This window comes from Spirosoma areae (assembly GCF_054781775.1).
This window is the reverse complement of record NZ_BAAGTT010000040.1, coordinates 66,181-85,449: the sequence shown is the minus strand read 5'-3', so window position 1 is coordinate 85,449 and position 19,269 is coordinate 66,181. Positions and strand designations below refer to the sequence as shown.

At 50.7% G+C, this 19,269-nt stretch carries 18 protein-coding genes and 1 pseudogene; 5 read left to right on the top strand and 14 right to left on the bottom strand.

All coding sequences use genetic code 11. From position 1 onward, the window contains the following. Positions 1-18 precede the first annotated feature (18 nt). Complete coding sequence (locus tag ACYVI1_RS23825; protein WP_460913354.1) at positions 19-900, top strand: sugar phosphate isomerase/epimerase family protein; 882 nt, start codon at positions 19-21, stop codon at positions 898-900. Between the two features lie 44 nt (positions 901-944). On the opposite strand, the gene ACYVI1_RS23820 is transcribed toward ACYVI1_RS23825, so the two are convergent. The 7 genes and pseudogenes from ACYVI1_RS23820 to ACYVI1_RS23790 form a co-directional block, all read right to left on the bottom strand. Then, entirely contained in the window at positions 945-3,326 is a 2,382-nt protein-coding gene (locus tag ACYVI1_RS23820) for an FtsX-like permease family protein (protein ID WP_460913353.1), read from the bottom strand. A gap of 42 nt (positions 3,327-3,368) precedes the next feature. Beyond that, positions 3,369-3,434: pseudogene (locus ACYVI1_RS23815) on the bottom strand (hypothetical protein); the annotation flags it as partial. Positions 3,435-3,535: 101 nt separating this feature from the next. After that, the gene (locus ACYVI1_RS23810; RefSeq protein WP_460913352.1) at positions 3,536-6,184 is read right to left on the bottom strand and encodes a permease prefix domain 2-containing transporter; all 2,649 of its coding nucleotides are present in this window, start codon (positions 6,182-6,184) and stop codon (positions 3,536-3,538) included. Then, positions 6,181-6,519: a PadR family transcriptional regulator gene (locus tag ACYVI1_RS23805; protein ID WP_460913351.1), complete on the bottom strand. Its 339-nt coding sequence runs from the start codon at positions 6,517-6,519 to the stop codon at positions 6,181-6,183. Before ACYVI1_RS23805 ends, ACYVI1_RS23810 begins: the two co-directional genes overlap by 4 nt. Before the next feature lie 250 nt (positions 6,520-6,769). Then, complete coding sequence (locus ACYVI1_RS23800) at positions 6,770-7,225, bottom strand: YybH family protein (RefSeq protein ID WP_460913350.1); 456 nt, start codon at positions 7,223-7,225, stop codon at positions 6,770-6,772. A gap of 26 nt (positions 7,226-7,251) precedes the next feature. Beyond that, positions 7,252-9,918, bottom strand: a complete 2,667-nt coding sequence (locus tag ACYVI1_RS23795; RefSeq protein ID WP_460913349.1) for a permease prefix domain 2-containing transporter — start codon at positions 9,916-9,918, stop codon at positions 7,252-7,254. Positions 9,919-9,996: 78 nt separating this feature from the next. Then, positions 9,997-10,341 (bottom strand): PadR family transcriptional regulator, encoded by a 345-nt coding sequence (locus tag ACYVI1_RS23790; protein WP_460913348.1) that lies wholly within the window; start codon positions 10,339-10,341, stop codon positions 9,997-9,999. A gap of 301 nt (positions 10,342-10,642) precedes the next feature. Between ACYVI1_RS23790 and ACYVI1_RS23785 the strand changes: the two genes are divergently transcribed. From ACYVI1_RS23785 to ACYVI1_RS23770, 4 genes are all read left to right on the top strand, one after another. Next, positions 10,643-11,632, top strand: a complete 990-nt coding sequence (locus ACYVI1_RS23785; RefSeq protein ID WP_460913347.1) for a c-type cytochrome — start codon at positions 10,643-10,645, stop codon at positions 11,630-11,632. A 66-nt stretch (positions 11,633-11,698) separates the two neighbouring features. Continuing rightward, entirely contained in the window at positions 11,699-12,319 is a 621-nt protein-coding gene (gene trpF / locus ACYVI1_RS23780) for a phosphoribosylanthranilate isomerase (RefSeq protein WP_460913346.1), read from the top strand. Between the two features lie 132 nt (positions 12,320-12,451). Beyond that, a complete protein-coding gene (locus ACYVI1_RS23775; RefSeq protein WP_460913345.1) occupies positions 12,452-12,946 on the top strand; it encodes a PspC domain-containing protein in 495 nt (164 codons plus the stop codon). Between the two features lie 100 nt (positions 12,947-13,046). Beyond that, complete coding sequence (locus ACYVI1_RS23770) at positions 13,047-14,090, top strand: LiaI-LiaF-like domain-containing protein (protein WP_460913344.1); 1,044 nt, start codon at positions 13,047-13,049, stop codon at positions 14,088-14,090. 37 nt (positions 14,091-14,127) lie between these two features. On the opposite strand, the gene ACYVI1_RS23765 is transcribed toward ACYVI1_RS23770, so the two are convergent. From ACYVI1_RS23765 to ACYVI1_RS23735, 7 genes are all read right to left on the bottom strand, one after another. Further along, positions 14,128-14,559, bottom strand: coding sequence for a hypothetical protein (locus ACYVI1_RS23765; protein WP_460913343.1), 432 nt, complete (start codon positions 14,557-14,559; stop codon positions 14,128-14,130). 26 nt (positions 14,560-14,585) lie between these two features. Beyond that, the gene (locus ACYVI1_RS23760) at positions 14,586-15,050 is read right to left on the bottom strand and encodes a hypothetical protein (RefSeq protein WP_460913342.1); all 465 of its coding nucleotides are present in this window, start codon (positions 15,048-15,050) and stop codon (positions 14,586-14,588) included. A gap of 74 nt (positions 15,051-15,124) precedes the next feature. After that, the gene (locus tag ACYVI1_RS23755) at positions 15,125-15,697 is read right to left on the bottom strand and encodes an RNA polymerase sigma factor (protein ID WP_460913341.1); all 573 of its coding nucleotides are present in this window, start codon (positions 15,695-15,697) and stop codon (positions 15,125-15,127) included. 106 nt (positions 15,698-15,803) lie between these two features. Continuing rightward, on the bottom strand, positions 15,804-16,757 hold the full coding sequence (locus tag ACYVI1_RS23750; protein ID WP_460913340.1) for a transketolase family protein: 954 nt from the start codon (positions 16,755-16,757) through the stop codon (positions 15,804-15,806). 9 nt (positions 16,758-16,766) lie between these two features. Continuing rightward, positions 16,767-17,333 (bottom strand): DUF4276 family protein, encoded by a 567-nt coding sequence (locus ACYVI1_RS23745; protein WP_460913339.1) that lies wholly within the window; start codon positions 17,331-17,333, stop codon positions 16,767-16,769. Between the two features lie 2 nt (positions 17,334-17,335). Beyond that, positions 17,336-18,313, bottom strand: coding sequence for an AAA family ATPase (locus ACYVI1_RS23740; RefSeq protein WP_460913338.1), 978 nt, complete (start codon positions 18,311-18,313; stop codon positions 17,336-17,338). Between the two features lie 92 nt (positions 18,314-18,405). Continuing rightward, positions 18,406-19,263: a transketolase gene (locus ACYVI1_RS23735; RefSeq protein WP_460913337.1), complete on the bottom strand. Its 858-nt coding sequence runs from the start codon at positions 19,261-19,263 to the stop codon at positions 18,406-18,408. Positions 19,264-19,269 lie beyond the last annotated feature (6 nt).

The window sequence follows — 19,269 nt, the reverse complement described above, 5'->3', positions numbered from 1 at the left end:
ATTCCGCGACCGTTAGCTATGTCAACCATCAATAGAAAAACCTTTCTGAAAGAAATCTCCCTGCTGGCCGGGGCTACGATTGTTTCGGGACCAGCCTTCGCCACCGAAGCTGTATGGAAAAAATCAGCCATGAAACTGGGGTTGGTTACTTATCTGTGGGGAAAAGACTGGGACGTGCCGACACTGATTAAAAACTGTACCGATACAAACATACAGGGGGTGGAATTGCGGGTGGATCATGCCCATAACGTAAGGCCCGAACTGACTACGGCAGAACGGCTGGCCGTTAAGAAGAAATTTGCCGACAGCCCCGTTCAACTGGTGGGGCTGGGTACAAACCAGCAATATGATTTTCCCGATCAGGGCCAACTGAAAGCCTCCATCGACCGGACCAAAGAATTCATCCGACTGAGTGCCGATGTGGGCGGGTCGGGCGTGAAAGTGAAACCCAATGCCCTCCACAAGGAGATTGCTGCCGAACAAACGCTTGCCCAAATTGGAAAATCGCTGAACGAACTGGCCCGCTATGCCGCCGACTTCGGGCAGCAGTTCCGGCTGGAAGTACACGGTGAAGAAACCCAGGAACTTCCCAACATTAAAAAAATTATGGCTGTTGCCGACCATCCCAACGCAACGATTTGCTGGAACTGCAACCCGCAGGACCTGAACGGCAACGGGTTTCAATCTAATTTCAACCTCGTAAAAAATCGGTTCGGGGCCACCTGCCACGTGCGCGAACTGGACCGAACTGATTATCCCTACAACGAACTGCTAACCAATCTGGCCAACATGAAGTATAGCGGCTGGGTACTCCTCGAATGCCATACCAATCCAGCCGATAAAGTTCAGTCGATGAGAACACAACGGGCAGTTTTTGACCGGATGATTGCCGCGCTCTGACCGCTTAAACGTATCCTCACACGGCAGTACCCGACTACGTTTGCTTACTCACTTCGCAAACTCTTTGCCGGATTGGCCAGAGCCGCTTTGATCGACTGAAATGAGATCGTCAGTAGGGCAATACTCGTTGCCAAACCACCTGCCAGCCCAAATACCCACCACGCAATGTCAATCTTGTAGGCAAAATCCTGTAGCCACCGGTTCATGGCCCACCACGCCAGGGGCGACGCGATCAGGATGGCAATCAGAATCAGCTTCATGAAATCTTTCGAGAGAAGCGTTACGATGCTGGTGACCGACGCGCCCAGCACTTTCCGAACGCCGATTTCTTTCGTCCGGGCTTCGATTGAAAATGTCATTAGTCCCAGCAAGCCCAGGCACGCTACCAGTAATGTAAGTGCCGTAAACCCGTTGAAGAGCCGGGCCAGCCGTTCTTCTTTAGCGTAGAGCCTGTCATAAGCCTCATCCAGAAAATAATAGTCGAAGGGGACGGCTGGATGACTACGGTCATATAGTTTCCTGAGTTGAGTGAGTGCGTCCGGTACATTGGTCTGTGCCTTTAGCCGAACTAACAGATAGCCGCCGTTTGCCAGGATCGAACGGCTCGTATCGCTCACGATCGACAGCATCATGGGCGATACCGTTCCGTGTAAACTCCGCACATGAAAATCGGCCACGACACCGTCGGCAGGATGGTCTTTAAACGGAGCGGGTTGTTCCGGGGGATTGCCTGCGATCCCGGCTTCTTTCATCAGTGTCTGGTTATAAATGGTCAATTCTTTCGTAATACTACCCGCTTCCCAGCCAACCGGGCGATACTGCCACCGAACACCCATCATGTCGAAAAAAGGTTTGTCGACGGTCAGGGCGTTAACCATGAGTTGTTTTCTGGTTTTTGCCGTTTCCAGAAAATAGGTCAGGATGTTATTGGTAAACAATCGGGTATTCGTTACCGCTACGTTGCCAGCGCCCGCCCACTGCCGAACGGCGTCGCGCAGGGCCGGAAACTGCGGTACCAGATCATTGTCGATGTACATCGCCACTACCTGGGCCCGGTTAATACCCAGATTCTTCGTCCGCAGAAACTTCATTTGGGTGTACAACACAACGCTGCAAATCAGCAGCCCAATGCTCGCCGTAAACTGAACCGTTGTGAAAATCTGCCGCAATCCAGCCCCGCCATATCGCATGGTCGTTGCCCCTTTTAGTACCAGTACGGGCCGGAATGCAGACAGTAAAAGCGCCGGATATGCACCGGCCAGCACCGAACAGGTCAGCCATAAGACCAGCATCAGGCCCCAGTATGGCCCCTGACGTAGCACCCGACTGTCCATGTGCAAATCGAGGGCATGATTCGCCCAGGGAAAAATGGCCCGAAGTAATGCCAGCGATAAGACAAAGGCCAGTGTGGTCGTCAGAAACGATTCGACGAAGAACTGACCAATCAGTTCAAGGCGCTGACCGCCAATGGCCTTGCGGATGCCGACTTCTTTGGCGCGTTTAGTAGCGCGGGCCGTAGTCAGACTCACATAGTTGATGACTGCCAATGCCAGGATGACCAGGGCTATTGTTAGTAAAATATACAACGACTGTCGGGCATCTTTCGACTCGCTGCGGCTATTTAAATGGAGTGATGGTAAAGCTTCGAGAATGTAGTTGGCCGATATGTCAGCGAACTGTACGTCGGCTTTTACTTTTTGTAATTTTTTTTCGACGGCGCTCGTGCTGGCGCCCGGTCGTAGGACCAGATACGTCGTTAGAAAACCACCTCCTTTAACTATACTCTGCTGTTTTGGGCCGAGTGTGGGCATGGAACTTAATGAAACTAACCCATTGAAGCTAACCACTGAATTGGTGGGTAGGTCATTGAGTACTGCCGAAACAGTTAGGGGGAAATGCTTATCAAAAATCAGCGTTTTCCCGATTGGATTCTGGTCGCCAAAATATTTCTCCGCCAGTTGGCGGGTCAGCACAATGCGTCCCGGCTCGCTAAGGGCCGTTTCTGCATCGCCCTGAAGCAGTTGCAACCCCATTACTGACAGTAGCGAGGGATCGGCGAAGCCAATGTTAATTTCTTTGAATCGATGGTTTTGGTCAGACTGTAACACCACATCGCCCAAACCATCGGTCCAGCGAACAACTTGCTCTACTTCAGGAATCTGTCGTTTTATCTCGCGCCCGAACGATTCGTGCAAGCCGAAGAACGTAACTTCTTCTCCACCGTATTTGGCTACTGACAAAATCCGGTACGTTCGGTTGGCAAACGGCTGGAAACGGTCATAATGAAATTCATGCCAGACATAGAGGGCAATGAACGTACTGACGGCTAATCCAACGGTCAGCCCAATGATATTTAGGGCGCTGAACAACTGATTTTTCCACAGTTGGCGCATGGCTATGGCAACGTAATTTCGGAACATTTCCATGGTTCTGAACGGAGTTGAGGTAAACGGTTCGGGTTTACGTTTCAAGGCAAAAGGTTTCAAAAATTCCAGCACATCCCACCCGTAGCGCCACCGCGCCCGGCGTTCACCTACCCGGCTGACCTAATACGCAAACTCCTCATGCAGGTCGCCCGCTCCGGCGGCCTGGCGGCACTTCCACCAGCCAGTGAGGGGCGCCGGGCGCTTCCCGGCTATTCGCTACGTAAGGATTTGACTGGGTTCATCAGAGCCGCTTTAATGCTCTGTACACTCACTGTCAGCAAGGCAATGCTCACGGCCAGCAGGCCCGCCCCGGCAAACACCCACCAGTCCATGTCGATTTTGTAAGCGAAGTTCTGAAGCCACTGACTCATCGCCCACCACGCTATCGGACTGGCAATCACAATCGCTATTCCGACCAGCTTCAAAAAATCTTTGGAGAGCAAAACAACGATACTATGTATGCTGGCTCCCAGTACTTTACGGATGCCGATTTCTTTCGTCCGCTGTTCGGCTGTGAAGGCGGCTAACCCGAACAGACCCAGGCAGGATACCAAAATCGTCAGGATGGAAAAGTAGAGGATAATACGGCCCGTGCGTTGCTCTGCCCGGTACTGCGCGTCTACGTCCTGATCCACAAACCCGTAGCTGATGGGGTGATCGGGGTCCAGTTTTTTGTACACCTTTGTTACGTCGGTGAGGGTGCGCGACACGGTGCCGGGCGTTGTTTTGACCAGTAGGGTAAAATAGAAATCCTTGGGCCGGAAGCGAAAAATGAACGGTTTGATGGCTACGCGAAGGGGCTGAAAATGAAAGTCTTTCAGAACGCCAATCACGTTACCGTCCATCCCCCAGAATTTGACCCGCTTGCCCAACGCCACAGTGGGTGTCCAGCCCATGCGCCTGGCGGCTGTTTCGTTAATGAGGTAGGCGCCCTGTCTGGACGATGTATCGGCTGTAATCCGGTTCGAAAAATTTCGCCCGGCAGCCAGCGACATGCCCGCCAGTTTCATGAAATCGGCGTCAATGTTCATTTGCGTGATAAGAAATTCATCTTTTGGGATCTGTCCCTGCCAGTCAATGGTTGTCTCGTTGCTGATATCGACTAAATTGCTCGTTGCAACCGATGCCTGCGCCACCCCCGGTAACCGGCTAATCTCATTTTTCAACACCATTGCCTTCGCCCGCAGATCACCTTTAAGCCGGACGTAGAGCAACTGTGATTTATCGAACCCTAATTTGGCACTCTGTAGGTAAGCCAACTGACGGTAAATAAATAGTGTGCTGATGGCCAGAGTGATAGCAAAGACAAACTGCCCAATCACCAGCGACTGCCGGAAGCCCCGGCCCGCCTGTACGTTGAAAATGCCTTTGAGAACCCGTGCCGGACGGAACGCCGACAGGAAAAAAGCCGGGTATAGCCCCGTTAACAGACTCACAACGCCTGTCAATCCGATCAGAATTGGCCAAAAAACAGGGAGTTGATAGGGAATCTGAAGGGTTTTGCCGGAAAGGTCGTTGAATAGGGGCATCAATACGTCGGCTATCAGCAGGGCTGTCGTAACGGCTAACCCTGTCATCAGGAAGGCCTCGCCCAGAAACTGCCCAATCAGTGATGAACGCTGCGCGCCTACTGTTTTGCGAACGCCCACTTCTTTGGCCCGCTGCGAGGCCCGCGCTGTGGCAAGATTGATAAAATTAACGACTGCAATCAACAGAACAATTAACCCAACGGCCACAAAAATACGAACGTAGGTTATGTCGCTGCGTTTGCCAAAATCGGTTCTGAATGCAAAGGTTGAGTGCAGGTAAATGGCCGACAGGGGCTGGAGCACTAACTGAGCGTCGTTGCCGGCATCGTAGCGTTTCAGTTGCCCTTTGATTTTTTCGCCAAAGGCAATTGGATCGGCAGGGTCGCCGGATGGCCCGGGCCGAAGCTGAACGTAGGTATGGTAGTTGTTGCTGTTCCATTTGTTGCCCCATTGGTCATATCGCTCAACCCACCTGAATGGAAGCAGGACCTCGAACTGAATGTGCGAACGAGTGGGTGCGTTCTGGACTACCCCCACCAGCGTTAGGGTTTGCTCGTTATTGACTGTGAACGACTGACCCAGCACATTCTTTTTTTGCCAGTTTTCCCCGAAGATCCGCTTTGCCATTGCTTCGCTGAAAATCACTTCGTCGGGGCTGCGAAAAATGGTTTTCAGATTCCCAGCCAACAGCGGGAAACTGAACAGGCTGAAAAAACTGGAATCTACAATCAGCATCTGGTCTGATTCCGTCGATTGGCGGCCCTGAGTCAGCAACCCCGACCACTGCCCCACGCGGGTAGCCTGTAGCACCTCGGGGAAGTCTTTTGCCAGCGCCGGTGCCAATGGGCCGGGCGTTACGGCGACATCAAAAACTCCACCAGCCTGTTTTTGTTTTTCCGTTACGCGGTAGATGTGGTCATAATTGGCGTTGAAGCGGTCGTAGCTCCACTCGTCATACACATACAGGGCAATGAGTAGGCAGCAGGCCATGCCGAGGGCCAGCCCGCCAATGTTGAGCAGGCTATACAGCCGGTTTCGCCACAGTTGGCGAAAAGCGATTTTGATATAATTCTGTAGCATATCCGGATTTATGAGATAGGTTAAGGAATACGCACCGCGATGGTCGCCGGTGGGTTTACGCTTCAGGGCAAAAGGTTTCACGAACCCCAATACGTCCCGCCAGTAGCGCCACCGCGCCCGTCGTTCGCCGATGCGGTTGACCTGGTAGGCGAACTCTTCGTGGAGGTCGCCCTGTACCTCTTCAAGCCGGTGAGGAGCACAGAAGAACCGCAGCAAACGGTCGGCTAAGCGGGGCGGATTGGGTTTCATACGCTCATGGCCGGGTTGAGTGGACTTGGCAGTCGATTCCATAAACTCGCCCGCACGGCCTGAATCTCCTGCAGGGTTCGCTGCCCGTAGACTGTCACGGAAAATAGTCGCTTGCGTCGGCCCCCGCGCTCGGCAGTTGGTTCACCCATCACGGATTTCACCATGCCCTTCTCTTCCAGGCGTTGCAGGGCGGCATGAATCTGATTCAGGCGCACCGAACGACCCGTCTGCTCAACAAGTTCGTGGGTGAGCGCTACACCGTAAGCCTGACCTTCCATTACGGCAACGGTCAGCAGAACAATCTCCTCGAACTCGCCCAAATAGCTTCGTTTCATGGCTACTAATTAGTTCTATTTTTGCTGAGCAAATGCCTTGCCAATATCGAAAAAAGGCTTTTGCCGCACTTACAGCACATCTTTAAGAAAGCAGAAATGCGGGGTTGTCCAGTTTCGGACGAATTCTGTACGGTTTAGGACGACAACTCGCCGGATGTGTATTTAGCTTTATGGCCCAGGACAGTCTTGAAAGCTGAGCACGGGGCAGGGTGCAGGGAGAGTTCTCTGCTCCATGCACCCTGCCCCGTGCTCACCGCACTGAGTTGTCCATATCGGCGGCAATTAGCCAGCGTTTGTCGGTTCCTTTGCGGAGGGCGAGTATGAATTTGCCAATATCGCTGCCCGTTGCGGCAGAGCGGTAGGCGCCAATGATATACCCAACTGAACCTTCCTGAGCGAAGGATAATGCCCGCAAAAACAACGGACTCCCAGCCGAATGTCGATAGGCTGCCTTTAAATTCGCATGGCCCCGGATAGCGGGTCGACGCGGTTGAAGCACAAACCCATCGGGGACAAACAGCGACACCAATGCCTCAATGTGGCTGGCCTGCCAGTCCCGTTCATAATCGCGCAGCACCCGGTCAAGTTCGGGTGGGAGTTTGACCGATGGCAGGGAATCTGTCGGTGGGAAGGATGAGTCGGGTTGCTGAGCGAATAAATACGCTATCGGGCAAAAAAGGAGGAGAATAACAACGGCTGGTTTCATGGCTGTAGGCTTAAGTTACTTAACGCTTATTCGGTTCGTAAACTCCTGACTGGATTTGTTAAAGCCGCTTTCACACTCTGAAAGCCAACCGTCAGTAAGGCAATGCCAACGGCCAGCAGACCCGCCCCGGCGAATACCCACCATTCGATGTCGATTTTATAGGCGAAGTCCCTCAGCCACTGGTTCATGGCCCACCACGCCAGGGGCGACGCGATCAGGATAGCAATCAGAATCAGCTTCATGAAATCTTTCGAGAGAAGCGTTACGATGCTGGTGACCGACGCGCCCAGCACCTTTCGCACCCCAATTTCTTTGGTGCGTTGCTGCGCCGTAAACGTCGCCAGACCGAACAAGCCCATGCACGAAATCAGAATGGCGATGGCGGTGGCAGTGTTGACGAGTTGCCCGGTTTTCGCTTCTTTTTCGTAGAGTTTAGCGATGGAATCATCCAAAAAGGTGTACTCGAATTTAGTATCGGGATACACTTCCTTCCACTGTTGTTCCATACTGGCCAGTGTCGCCCTAACATCACCTGCCTGTTTCCCTTTGGTAGCGAGTTTGACGCCGATGTTTCGGGCTTGTGGTAAATTAGCGATAAAGACTGCCCCAATTTTTTCATGAAATGACTGCTCATGAAAGTCAGCAACTACGCCCACGATGGGATACGTTTTGCCTTGCAGTTCAATCAGTTGATTTAAAGCATCGGCTGGTTTTTTAAAGCCCAATGCGTTGGCGTAGGTGGCGTTGATAACCAACTCCCGAAGCGAGTCGCTTTTCAGATAATTTCGACCCGCCAGCAATCGTAGCTGATAGAGCGGAATAAAGTTCTCATCGCCCACCTTCGCCGAAACGTCCATCTCGATTTCCTTCATGCCCCGGTATTTTAGTTTGGTGACCATGTAGCTTTCGCCCATGGGCGGAAACCATTCCATCGTGACCCGCTCAACACCCGCTAATTGCTTCAGCTTCTGGGCCAGAACCGGCCCTTTGCCGTCGCCACCGGCGGGCCGGATTGATACAATGGCGTTGGTTGAAAAACCCAGGTCTTTGTTCCGCATGAAATGGAGCTGCCGACTCACCACCAGGGTTCTAATGATAAACACTAAGGAAACCGTGAATTGAAAAACAATCAGGCTTTTCCGTAAATAGCCTTTCTGCCCACCTTTCAGCGCGGTTTGGCCTTTTAAAACCAATGCCGGTAAATACGAAGATACTACCCAGGATGGATAAAAACCGGCCAGCAGCGACGTGGCTACGGTAACGAATAGTAAGAACGCCAGCGTTTGCACACTGAACAGGTCGAACGTTAAGCCTTTGGGCGTCAGCGACTGAAACGTGGCGAGTATTGGGTTAACGAGTACTGCGGAAATTAAGACGGCTATAAACGTTAGAAAGGCCGTTTCGCTCAAAAATTGAAGAACCAGGTTCCTGCGGCTGCTTCCCATCACTTTCCGAATGCCCGTTTCCTTCGCCCGCTGTACGGCCTGAGCCGTGGACAAATTGATGAAGTTGATAGCCGCAATCAGCAGAATAAAACCGGCAATCGCCATCAGGCCATATAGCGTTGGTAAGTGGGCTTTGCGGGAATAATTATCCTGATAGGCCTCATTGAAATGCAGGTCGGATAAGGGTTGCAGACCGGGCGTAAATTTGAACTCCTTCTGGAAATGGGCTTTGCCAAAACGCTCGAAAAGCGGGGTCAACTGAGCCGGTGTAGTGCCTGCTGGCAACTTGACAAACGCCTGCGAAGCCGACCAGATATCATTCCATTCATCAAGGTTGATTTCACGGGCCAACTGACTGGTCCGGATGGTGGCCGACGAAATGAAATCCGTGAAGGTGAAGTCAGTGGGGTGCGCCCAATCTTTCACAATACCCACTACGCTAACCCGCACCGAATCCTGGTAAATGACTTCCTTGCCGATAAGTTGATCAAGCGGCAAATCACCAAAATAGGTACGCGCTTTTTGTTGCGTCAGCACCAGTGTAAACGGCTCATTCAGGGCGGTTTTTGGGTTTCCAGCCAACCACTCATACTTAAACAGATCGAAGTATTGCGGGTCAACAACCACCAGATCGGCACTGCCGCCTGTGCGCCGTCGGCTTTCAAATCGTTTTGGTTTTTCCCGGCCATTGGGAATGAGTACATCCGACTCGATGTTGTGAAAAGCTGCTACGGTTTCTAAGCCCGCAATCTCTTTTCGTATCGCTTCGGGAACGGCATTCGGTATGAATCCGACCGGATGTTTTTCACTCGGGTTGCCGTATTGCGACTCGCCGACCAGTCGATAAATCCGTTCCCTGTCGGGGTGAAACGTATCATAACTCAGTTCGTAGTTTGTGATAATGTAAATGACCAGACAGGCCGTTACGCCCAGCGTAAGCCCGAAGAGGTTAATGAGCGTACTGACTTTGTGTTTGGCCAGATTACGCAGGGCTGTTTTAATGCAGTTTTGTAGCATAACAGGATGTAATGAAAAGAATGACGAATACGCAGTAGGTGTTCGTTTCAGAGCAAACGGGCGCAGAAAACTCAGCACTTCCCGCACGAATTGCCGACGGGCTTCTGCTGCGCCAAGGGTGGCAACCCGCCGGGTGAATCGCTCATGCAGATCGCCCTGCACTTCTTCCAGCAGATGAGGAGCGCAGAACCATTCGAGCAGGCGGTCGGCCCAGCGGGGGGGAGTTTTCATACTGATTAATGAAAAATGTAGAATGAACAATACAACTTAAAGTGGTTTCATTATACGGTACGTATGGTGCATTTTTCATTAGCCTGCTAAACTGAAAGTGGGAAGAGCCTGTGGGGAAATCGAACTCCATAGCTGGTCGCGTACGGCCCGGATGTCGTGGAGTGTTCGGCTTCCCAGAGCTGTCACGGAGAACAGGCGTTTGCGTCGGCCCCCGCGCTCGGCAGTAGCTTCGCCCATGTGCGATCTGAGCATGCCTTTCTCTTCCAGCCGGTGCAGGGCCGCATGAACGGCACTAATGCTGACCGAGCGGCCCGTTTGCCGCTCCAGTTCGTCAGTAGTGGCCACTCCATAAGCCGCATCGTTCAATACAGCAACGGTCAGTAACACGATTTCTTCAAACTCGCCTAAGTATGTTCGTTTCATGACGAAAGAATAAGATTAATTTTTGTAGAACAAATGCTTTGCCATTTTTTAAAAAGTTGCTTCACTGGTTCTACTGGCTTGTTCGTGTGCTGGAGCCTGTCCGAAATCGTACACTATTTGTCCGAAGCTGAACAAGGTTGCCTATAGATTGCCGAAACGCCCGGAACCTGTAATCAGGCTGATGCTAAAATCGCTACCGCTTAATAATAAGAAAAAGTAGTAAGGTAGTGAGTTGTTACTTTTCGATGATTATCAACAATTTACTGGTAAACTACTTAATCCTCCTTTTCCCTAACTGCTGATGAAAAAAGTTGCTAAAGTGATCGGTATTGTGATCGGCGTAATTGCTCTGGGCATCGCTGGTCTGCTGGCTTATGTTAAACTGGCTTTGCCTAATGTAGGCGATGCGCCGACGTTCAAGGTAGAGGCCACACCCAAGCGTATTGCACGGGGCGAGTATCTGGCTAATCATGTTACAGTCTGTATGGATTGCCACAGCACCCGCGACTACAGCCTGTTTTCGGCACCGGTAGTGCCAGGAACATTGGGTAAAGGGGGTGAACTATTTAATCAGCAGATGGGCTTCCCCGGCTCATTTACCTCGAAAAACATTACGCCGTTCGGCATTGGAAACTGGACCGACGGTGAAATCTACCGGGCCGTTACAACGGGTGTCAGCCGCGATGGACATGCGTTTTTTCCGGTTATGCCGTACCCATATTACGGTAAAATGAACGACGAGGATGTGCAGAGCATCATTGCGTATGTGCGTACCCTTAAACCCATCGACAACAAACCTGCCGACTCAAACGCTGATTTTCCGTTCAATTTTATTCTGAACACCATCCCGAAAAAAGCGGAGCCAATGCCCGTGCCTGACCCCAACGACGAAATGGCTACGGGTAAGTACCTGGTGATGATCGCTGGTTGTGTGGAGTGCCATACACAGGTTGAAAAAGGCCAGATAATTCAGGAGAAGGCTTTTTCGGGTGGCCGGGATTTTAAGTTGCCAGCGGGGACGCTCTATACACCTAACATCACGCCCGACAAAGAGACGGGTATTGGCGCCTGGACTAAAGAAGCATTTATTGCCCGGTTTAGAGCCTACGCCGACAGTAGCTATAAACCACAGAAAGTTGGCCCAAAAGATTTTCAGACACTGATGCCCTGGACGATGTATGGGGGTATGAACGAGCAGGATCTGGGGGCAATCTACACATACCTCATGTCGCTGAAACCCATACGAAACAAGGTGGCTGAGAAATTTAAACTTCACGTAGCCATGCGCTAATGCGCTGTCTGTACCTTTGTGCTACGCTCCGATGCCTTTTCTCCGGTCTCTGATACCTGTTTACTGATGGCTCTTAAAACGCTCGTTAAAATTTCCAACGTTACAAATCTCAGCGATGCCCGCTACTGCGCCGGTATGGGTGTCGATATGCTCGGCTTCTCGATGGATACCGGCTCACCAGATTATGTCGACACCACAACATTCAATGAAATAAAATCGTGGGTGGCGGGTGTACAGATTGTTGGCGAAACCACCGCTACCGACCCTGAAGTTATTGAGCAACTTCTCGACGCCTACCAGCCTGATGCCTTACAGATCGACGAAGGAGCTATGTTGCCTTACCTCGCGGCATTGGGCAAACCCCTCATTCTTCGGGTCGATTTATCGCAACTGACGCTCGACCAGCTCGATACCTTGTTTCAGACCGGCGTGACCGGGGCCGACTATATCCTGCTCGAAAGCAATGGCCCACTCCACCTCGATACTGACCTGAAAACAGCTCTGCAACGGGTTGCAACCCGTTACTCTATCTTATTGGGCACCGGAATCTCGGCGACGAACGTCCACGAGTTGCTGGCCGAACTGCCCGTTCGGGGGATTGCCCTGAGCGGTGGAACCGAAGAGCGACCCGGTAACAAAGAGTTTGGTCAGTTAATGGATATTCTGGAAGCCATCGAGGTCGAGTAAAAAACAGTACTATGTATTACCTACTATCATTGAAAACATACTTCCATCCATTGCCGCGTCCTTCCGTCCAATTCTCTTTCCGCCAGACCTTTCCACCTGCTACGTTTACAGCGGTTTTAAACACAAAAAGCCATGAACAAACGATTGGGCGGCACTCCGCTAGAACGCATCTCCGACGAGGCAATGATCGGGGGCGTAGCAGCCGGACTGGCGCAGTATTTTGGGTTAAATCGCACGGTTGTGCGGTTGATTTTTTTGCTCGGTATTCCGCTGCCTCATTTTCCAGCGTTACTGATTTATGTTATCTTGTGGATCGTCATGCCGAAGCAGCCGCTTGGGGCATCTGTCAATCAATTAACCGTTTACGCAAACCCTATTTTCTCCATGGACCCCTACAATCCTAATCGACCTGCCTCTCCCGACCGTAGCCTTATTGGCGGAGCCGTTCTCATTGTGCTTGGTATTATGTTTCTCATCGACCGCTACTTCGATATTGACTTTGGCGATCTGTGGCCATTTATGCTGATTGCCATTGGTCTTTGGCTGATTTTCAAAGATCGCATCAAAACGCCATACGACTCAAACAGTAATCCTCCCAGCAGCAACGATCCGAACGGATCGCTCTAATAAACGTTTCAGGTTCACTATTTCAGGTTCCAGCCGGGTTGCCGGAGCGGTTATCTATCGAAACCTGAAACGTTGAACCTGAAACCTGAAACAGTTTACCATGCAACGAAGAAACGGATTATTCTGGGGAATTTTTCTGCTTACGCTGGGCGTATTGTTCCTGGCTCGTCGGGCTGGCTGGCTCGATGTCGACTGGCACTCGCTCGTCAATTTATGGCCGGTACTGCTCATTCTGGCTGGCGCTAATCTGATTCTGGAACGGCGCGGCAATCCGGCCGCATTCATCACAACCGTAATGCTGGCTGTAGCCGTACCCACTACATTGTTTGGGCTATTTAATCATGGTCGCGACCGCGATGGGTTCCATATGCGCTGGAATCATGACGATGATGACGACGATGATGACCGAAGCAATTCAGACAATGATGGAGATGATTCGGACGACGATGACAACCAGGACGACTACCGTGCCGAACGTGAAGGCCGGGATTCGGAAAGCTCCAGCGTGCAAACCAATACGTTTGCCGAAGCAATGGATGCCGACACCCGCGAAGCAGTCCTGAAACTGGCGGGAGGAGCGGGTCGATTCATTATCAGCGGCCCATCATCTGAACTTATCAAAGCCGATACGAAGCAGTCGGTGGGCACGTATTCGATGTCCGTCGACCGCGACGAAACAACCCACATCCCAACTATTGAACTGAAGCCAACGGAAGAGCATCAGGAATTCGATTTGAAGGATGGCGATTTCGAGAATCGTGTCGATGTACACCTGAACGCCAGGCCCGTCTGGACGATGGACATTGCCCTCGGCGCGGGGCAGGGCGACCTGGATTTGAGTGATTATGTTGTGAAAAGCCTGAAAATCGGCGCTGGAGCCGCCGACCTTGACCTGAAGTTAGGCGCTAAAGCGGATCAGTCTGATATAAAGCTGGACGTTGGCGCGGCTTCGGTGACGGTGCGTGTTCCGAAAGAAGTGGGTTGCCGGATTGAGAAAGACGGTGCGCTCAATCTCGAACAGTTGGATGACTTCACGGATGTTGGCGGGGGTAAATTCGTCAGCCCCGGTTACGATGCCGCGCCAAAGAAAATGACAATCCGGTTCAACGGGGGCATTTCACGCTTTAAAGTGGTGCGGTACTAAACAAAACAGCCCCGGCAGGTAGTCGGAGCTGTTTTGTTTAGTTTTCTCTGTTCAATCGATTAAGCAGCATTTTATTAAACACCTGCTCGGTTTTATTCAACTCCGCCAATTGCGCCGGGCTGATAACTTTCAAAAACCGCCCCATGTACTCTTCATCAAGATCGGCAAGTTTTTGTTTCGTTGCGTTCACTTCCCGCAGTCCGTTCACTAACTGATTGTCGTTGAGGTTGCTGCGCGATGGCTCGTTCGTCAATTGCCGAATCCGCCGGTTCAGTTCCTGCTTCTTCCCGTTGTATTCATTATAAACGGCCCAGAATTGGGGAGCCTGATCGGTGGTCAGATTCAATCGGTTGGTAATCATCCCGATCTTTGCCGCTTCAATTTTTTGTCGGCCATTCGGGTCTTGTGCCACAGCCAGTTGAGCAAACAGCATCAAACCAACCAGCCAGCCAATCCATATAGTTCTCATTGTGATAAGGTTAACTAATCTAAAAATCAAGAGCCAACCTTCGATTCGTTTGGCACACTCTGTTCATTAATAAGTTGCTGAATTTCGTCTGGCTGGAGATTCAGGTATTGAATAGCCGTTGTATCATTTCCCAACGACGAATGAAGCTGCTGACCATCAGCGAGTTCGTCAGCGTTAATGCCCTGTTCGTCGAGGTAAGCCGTAATCACTTCATTGCTAACGCCTGCCAGCGCTTCGCTGGGCAATGAATCCTGGCGTTGCGGTAATGTTTGCCACACAAGTACGGCAATCAGACTGGCACCGGCCAGTGAGACGGCGGTGCGCTGCCACGACCAGCTAATACTAAAGGCCGGTTTTGCCTTATGGGCCACACGGGCCTGAACCCGCGAGGGTAATGAATCAAAATAACCGTCCGGCGCTACAAACGGCACTTGCCGCATGGGATGCTCGGGCGGTAGTTCATCAAGCCGAAAGTTGTTGTTATCGTTCATTGGTAGTAGGTGTGTACAGGATACACAAGTCTATCCCGGTGTCTGGGGGTTTGACAGCGTCAATGGGCCGGGGTTTAATCGGTTGTATCTGTTTTCGTTAGATAATCCTCAATTTTTTTGACCGCCAGGTGGTAAGACGCTTTCAGGGCACCGACGGACGTACCTGTAATATCGGCAATTTCTTCGTATTTCATATCATCGAAGTACTTCATGTTGAAGACTAACCGCTGTTTGTCGGGTAATTTCAACAGCGCCTTCTGTAGTTTCATCTGGATTTCTTCACCACTTAGTTCATTGCCTGATGTGACATAGTTGGAATTGCTTTCCAGCTTTTCCATTAACTCGCCTTCAACATCGCCAATGGGCAGAAAAAACCGCCGGCGTTTCTTATTCAGAAAGTTCAGGCATTCATTGGTAGCAATGCGGTAAATCCAGGTATATAACTGACTGTCACCCCGAAACTGTTCCAGGCTGTTCCACACTTTTATGAACGTTTCCTGCACCAGGTCGTCGGCATCGTCGTGGTCGATGACCATTTTCCGAATATGCCAATAAATTTTCTGCTGGTATTGGCGTACCAGCAGATTAAAAGCATAGTTGCGGGTCGATGGATCGCGGTATTTGGCGAGGAGTTCTGCGTCAGTCATTTTATGTGTGTAGAGACGCAATACGTTGCGTCTCTTTGCGTCTCCTATGCGTCAGTTAAACAACCGACAAACCGTCCGGCAGCAGGAGACGCAAGGTATTGCATCTCTACTTTCTGGCTATTGCTTTCTTCACCTGCTCAACAATTTTATCGGCGGTGAGTCCGTATTTTTTCATCAACTGGTCGGGTGTGGCGCTTTCGCCGAAGGTGTCATGAACACCAACGTATTCGAGTGGGGCGGGATAGTTTCGGGCCAGCACCTGTGCTACACTGTCACCTAAGCCACCGTTAAGCATGTGTTCTTCGGCGGAGACAGCACAGCCCGTTTTCTTCACTGATGCCAGAATCGCTTCTTCATCTAACGGTTTAATTGTGTGAATGTTGATAATGTCAGCGTCAATTCCCTCTTCAGCCAGCATTTCACCCGCTTTGATGGCTTCCCAAACTAAGTGGCCCGTGCAGAAAATGGACACGTCTTTGCCTTCGTTGACGGTCCACGCTTTGCCAATTTCAAATTTTTGGTCGGCGGGCGTAAACACCGGGATCACGGGCCGCCCAAAGCGCAGATACACCGGCCCAACGTGGTCGGCAATGGCAATGGTAGCCGCTTTGGTCTGGTTGTAATCGCAGGGGTTGATGACGGTCATGTTAGGCAGCATTTTCATCATGCCCAAATCTTCCAGAATCTGGTGCGTGGCGCCATCTTCGCCCAGCGTCAGGCCCGCGTGCGACGCGCAGATTTTGACGTTCTTGTTCGAGTATGCTACCGACTGCCGAATCTGGTCATACACCCGCCCCGTGGCAAAGTTGGCGAACGTGGTGGCGTAAGGTATATGCCCGCCAATGGTTAATCCCGCCGACACGCCAATCATGTTGGCTTCGGCAATGCCGCACTGAATGAACCGGTCGGGGTTTTCCTTGATAAACGTTTCGAGTTTGAGCGACCCGGCCAAATCGGCAGTCAGGGCGACAACATTCGGGTGCGATTTGCCCAGTTCGGCAATGCCCGCGCCGAAGCCCGAGCGGGTGTCTTTCTTTTCGGTGTACTCGTATTTTTTCATAATCTGTAATCAATTCGCCGAAGCGAGGGTTTGCAATTTGGTTAAAAAATACTGCGCCGACGGGCAGTTTGGGTGCTGAGCTGCATTTTCGATAGAAAAGCCGTTAGGCTTCATGGCGTTGGCTAAGAGAATTTTACTCTTGCGAAACCTCTTGAAACGTCTTGACACTAATCCCAAATTTATAATGGTTGTTATAGGATCGTAGTCATCTTCAGGATTAGGTATCTCATTTACTGAGGCACCTATAAATTGACTTAATGCAGCCGTATCAGCGAGATACCAATTCTCGAATTCTTTAACGGCCACAGCGACAATTTGATCTGGATGTTGAATAAGCTCTTGCTTTGTAAAAGTTATGCAACTGTCTGTGTCTAAGTCAACCAATACGATAATTTGTTCCGCTCCTTTATCCAGGAGAATCTGCCGATGTTTATCAATTCGCGTAGCACCGAATTCTTTTTTACCTCCTGCCTGAGTTACCGCAACCAACTCAATATTATAGTGGGCTACAAAGGTTCGAAACTCTATTGTATCCAGAATTAATGGTTCTATTTCACCTTCACAAATGATGCCCAATTTTACCACGGCAACCCACCTCTGAGAGCGTTGGAAAGCCAGGCTTCATCCATTGGTAAACCGTGCAGGTTCATTCCTTTTATTTGCTTTGTCTGCGTGGCCCCTTCTTTTTTGTCAACCAAAATAATTTCATCAGGCGTTAACTGCGAGACAAGCGTTTGTGAATGTGTATTGAGCCAAATATAATGCCCGAATTCCTCACAGGCATACCGGCAGAGATTAACAAACTCTTTAATAACCTTTGGATTTAAACCATTTTCGGGTTCTTCAATACAGAGAAACTGCGGCTCATCACTTTGATAAACGGCGGTTAACAGAGCGAGAATGTTATACGTACCATCTGATATAAGGTCTTTGGTAAATGGCTTATCCGAGTACTGCTCATACCAAAGCAACGTATCCCGACCGTCGAAAGAATTAGCTACAACATCAACTGCCTTGAACTCAGGAACGAATAACTCAAGCCATTCAAAGATTTCAGATTTAAGTGTTTCATCACTTAGTACCCGTTTTAAAACTTTTTCGAGATTACTTGTTGAGAGAGTTAGCTGATAATCATCCACATAGTTCAACTTCTGTTTATCTTCTCGACCAACGAACAAGCGTGAGAAGTTTGCAACTAATTGTTGAGTTTCATTAGGGTCATCTTCTCTCCATTTTGTTCCAATTATTGTATACTCTTGCTGATTGTTTGTATTGGGACGCTGAACAAGACGAACCTTGGATGACTTCTCCAATTCAATCTCAATTTGAACCGTGTTAGAATCACTTTTTCGATTAGTAAAATATTCTCTACCAAATAGACTTTCGACCGTTCCTCGATTTGTTCTGGCTGATAAGTTGAAAAACTCCAAAGCCTCGAAAATATTTGATTTGCCCGACCCGTTAGGCCCCACAAAGACCGTGAACGGATTCGGCTCAATAAGCTCGATCCGCTCAATGGACTTGAAATTTTCGATGACTAAGCGTTTGATTTTCATTTGTCTATGTAGAGACGCAATACCTTGCGTCTCTTATGCGTCAGCCCAAACCATCCGGTCAGGAGACGCAATACCTTGCGTCTCTACAAAAATTAATAATCCGTTACGCCTACCGACAGCGGCAAGCCGTTCAATGCCTGGGTTAATTGCTCGGCGTTGGGGGCGGTTCCGTGCCATTTGTAATTGCCTACCATGTATTCGACGCCAAAGCCCATTTCGGTATGCATCAGAATCATTGTGGGTACGTCGGGGTCCTGCTGCGCTTTTTTCAGCGTCCGAATCACCTCCTCGATGTCGTTGCCTTCCATCTCGTCCACAAACCAGCCGAAGGCGCGGTATTTGGCACCCAGGTCGCGGTTGCTGTTTACATTGTCGGTAGTGCCGTCGATCTGGGCGTGATTGAGGTCGATAACGGCGGTCAAGTTGCCAAGTTTCTTGTTGGGAGCAAACTGAGCCGCTTCCCAAATCTGGCCTTCCTGTTGCTCACCATCGCCCATCAGTACGTACACATGACTACTGTCGCCGTTGAGTTTTTTAGAGTAAGCGGCACCAGAAGCCACTGACAAACCCTGCCCCAGCGAACCCGACGCGATCCGAACACCCGGCAGATGCTCGGCAGTGGTGGGGTGACCCTGCAATCGGCTGTCTAACTTGCGGAAGGTTGCCAGTTCTTCGACCGGGAAATAGCCTGCCCGCGCCAGCACCGAATAAAACACCGGCGAAATGTGGCCGTTCGAGAGAAAGAAAATATCCTCATCGCGCCCGTCCATGTCGAAAACGGGCTTGCCTTCGGCGTCTTTTTTCCGGTTCATCACCTCGAAATACAGGGCGACAAAAAAATCAGTGCAGCCCAATGAACCGCCGGGGTGACCTGAATTGACAGCAGCAACCATGCGAAGAATGTCGCGCCGAACGGCCGTAGCCGTGTGTTTGAGTTGTTCGATTTCCATGTGTAA

Coding starts and splice junctions, on each gene's coding strand:
- ACYVI1_RS23800 (WP_460913350.1), bottom strand. CDS start 7,225: ATGAAACCAGCCGTTGTTATTCTCCTCCTTTTTTGCCCGATAGCGTAT.
- ACYVI1_RS23820 (WP_460913353.1), bottom strand. CDS start 3,326: ATGGAAATGTTCCGAAATTACGTTGCCATAGCCATGCGCCAACTGTGG.
- ACYVI1_RS23735 (WP_460913337.1), bottom strand. CDS start 19,263: ATGGAAATCGAACAACTCAAACACACGGCTACGGCCGTTCGGCGCGAC.
- ACYVI1_RS23740 (WP_460913338.1), bottom strand. CDS start 18,313: ATGAAAATCAAACGCTTAGTCATCGAAAATTTCAAGTCCATTGAGCGG.
- ACYVI1_RS23755 (WP_460913341.1), bottom strand. CDS start 15,697: ATGACTGACGCAGAACTCCTCGCCAAATACCGCGATCCATCGACCCGC.
- trpF (WP_460913346.1), top strand. CDS start 11,699: ATGGCTCTTAAAACGCTCGTTAAAATTTCCAACGTTACAAATCTCAGC.
- ACYVI1_RS23785 (WP_460913347.1), top strand. CDS start 10,643: ATGAAAAAAGTTGCTAAAGTGATCGGTATTGTGATCGGCGTAATTGCT.
- ACYVI1_RS23825 (WP_460913354.1), top strand. CDS start 19: ATGTCAACCATCAATAGAAAAACCTTTCTGAAAGAAATCTCCCTGCTG.
- ACYVI1_RS23770 (WP_460913344.1), top strand. CDS start 13,047: ATGCAACGAAGAAACGGATTATTCTGGGGAATTTTTCTGCTTACGCTG.
- ACYVI1_RS23775 (WP_460913345.1), top strand. CDS start 12,452: ATGAACAAACGATTGGGCGGCACTCCGCTAGAACGCATCTCCGACGAG.
- ACYVI1_RS23760 (WP_460913342.1), bottom strand. CDS start 15,050: ATGAACGATAACAACAACTTTCGGCTTGATGAACTACCGCCCGAGCAT.
- ACYVI1_RS23810 (WP_460913352.1), bottom strand. CDS start 6,184: ATGAAACCCAATCCGCCCCGCTTAGCCGACCGTTTGCTGCGGTTCTTC.
- ACYVI1_RS23765 (WP_460913343.1), bottom strand. CDS start 14,559: ATGAGAACTATATGGATTGGCTGGCTGGTTGGTTTGATGCTGTTTGCT.
- ACYVI1_RS23790 (WP_460913348.1), bottom strand. CDS start 10,341: ATGAAACGAACATACTTAGGCGAGTTTGAAGAAATCGTGTTACTGACC.
- ACYVI1_RS23795 (WP_460913349.1), bottom strand. CDS start 9,918: ATGAAAACTCCCCCCCGCTGGGCCGACCGCCTGCTCGAATGGTTCTGC.
- ACYVI1_RS23805 (WP_460913351.1), bottom strand. CDS start 6,519: ATGAAACGAAGCTATTTGGGCGAGTTCGAGGAGATTGTTCTGCTGACC.
- ACYVI1_RS23750 (WP_460913340.1), bottom strand. CDS start 16,757: ATGAAAAAATACGAGTACACCGAAAAGAAAGACACCCGCTCGGGCTTC.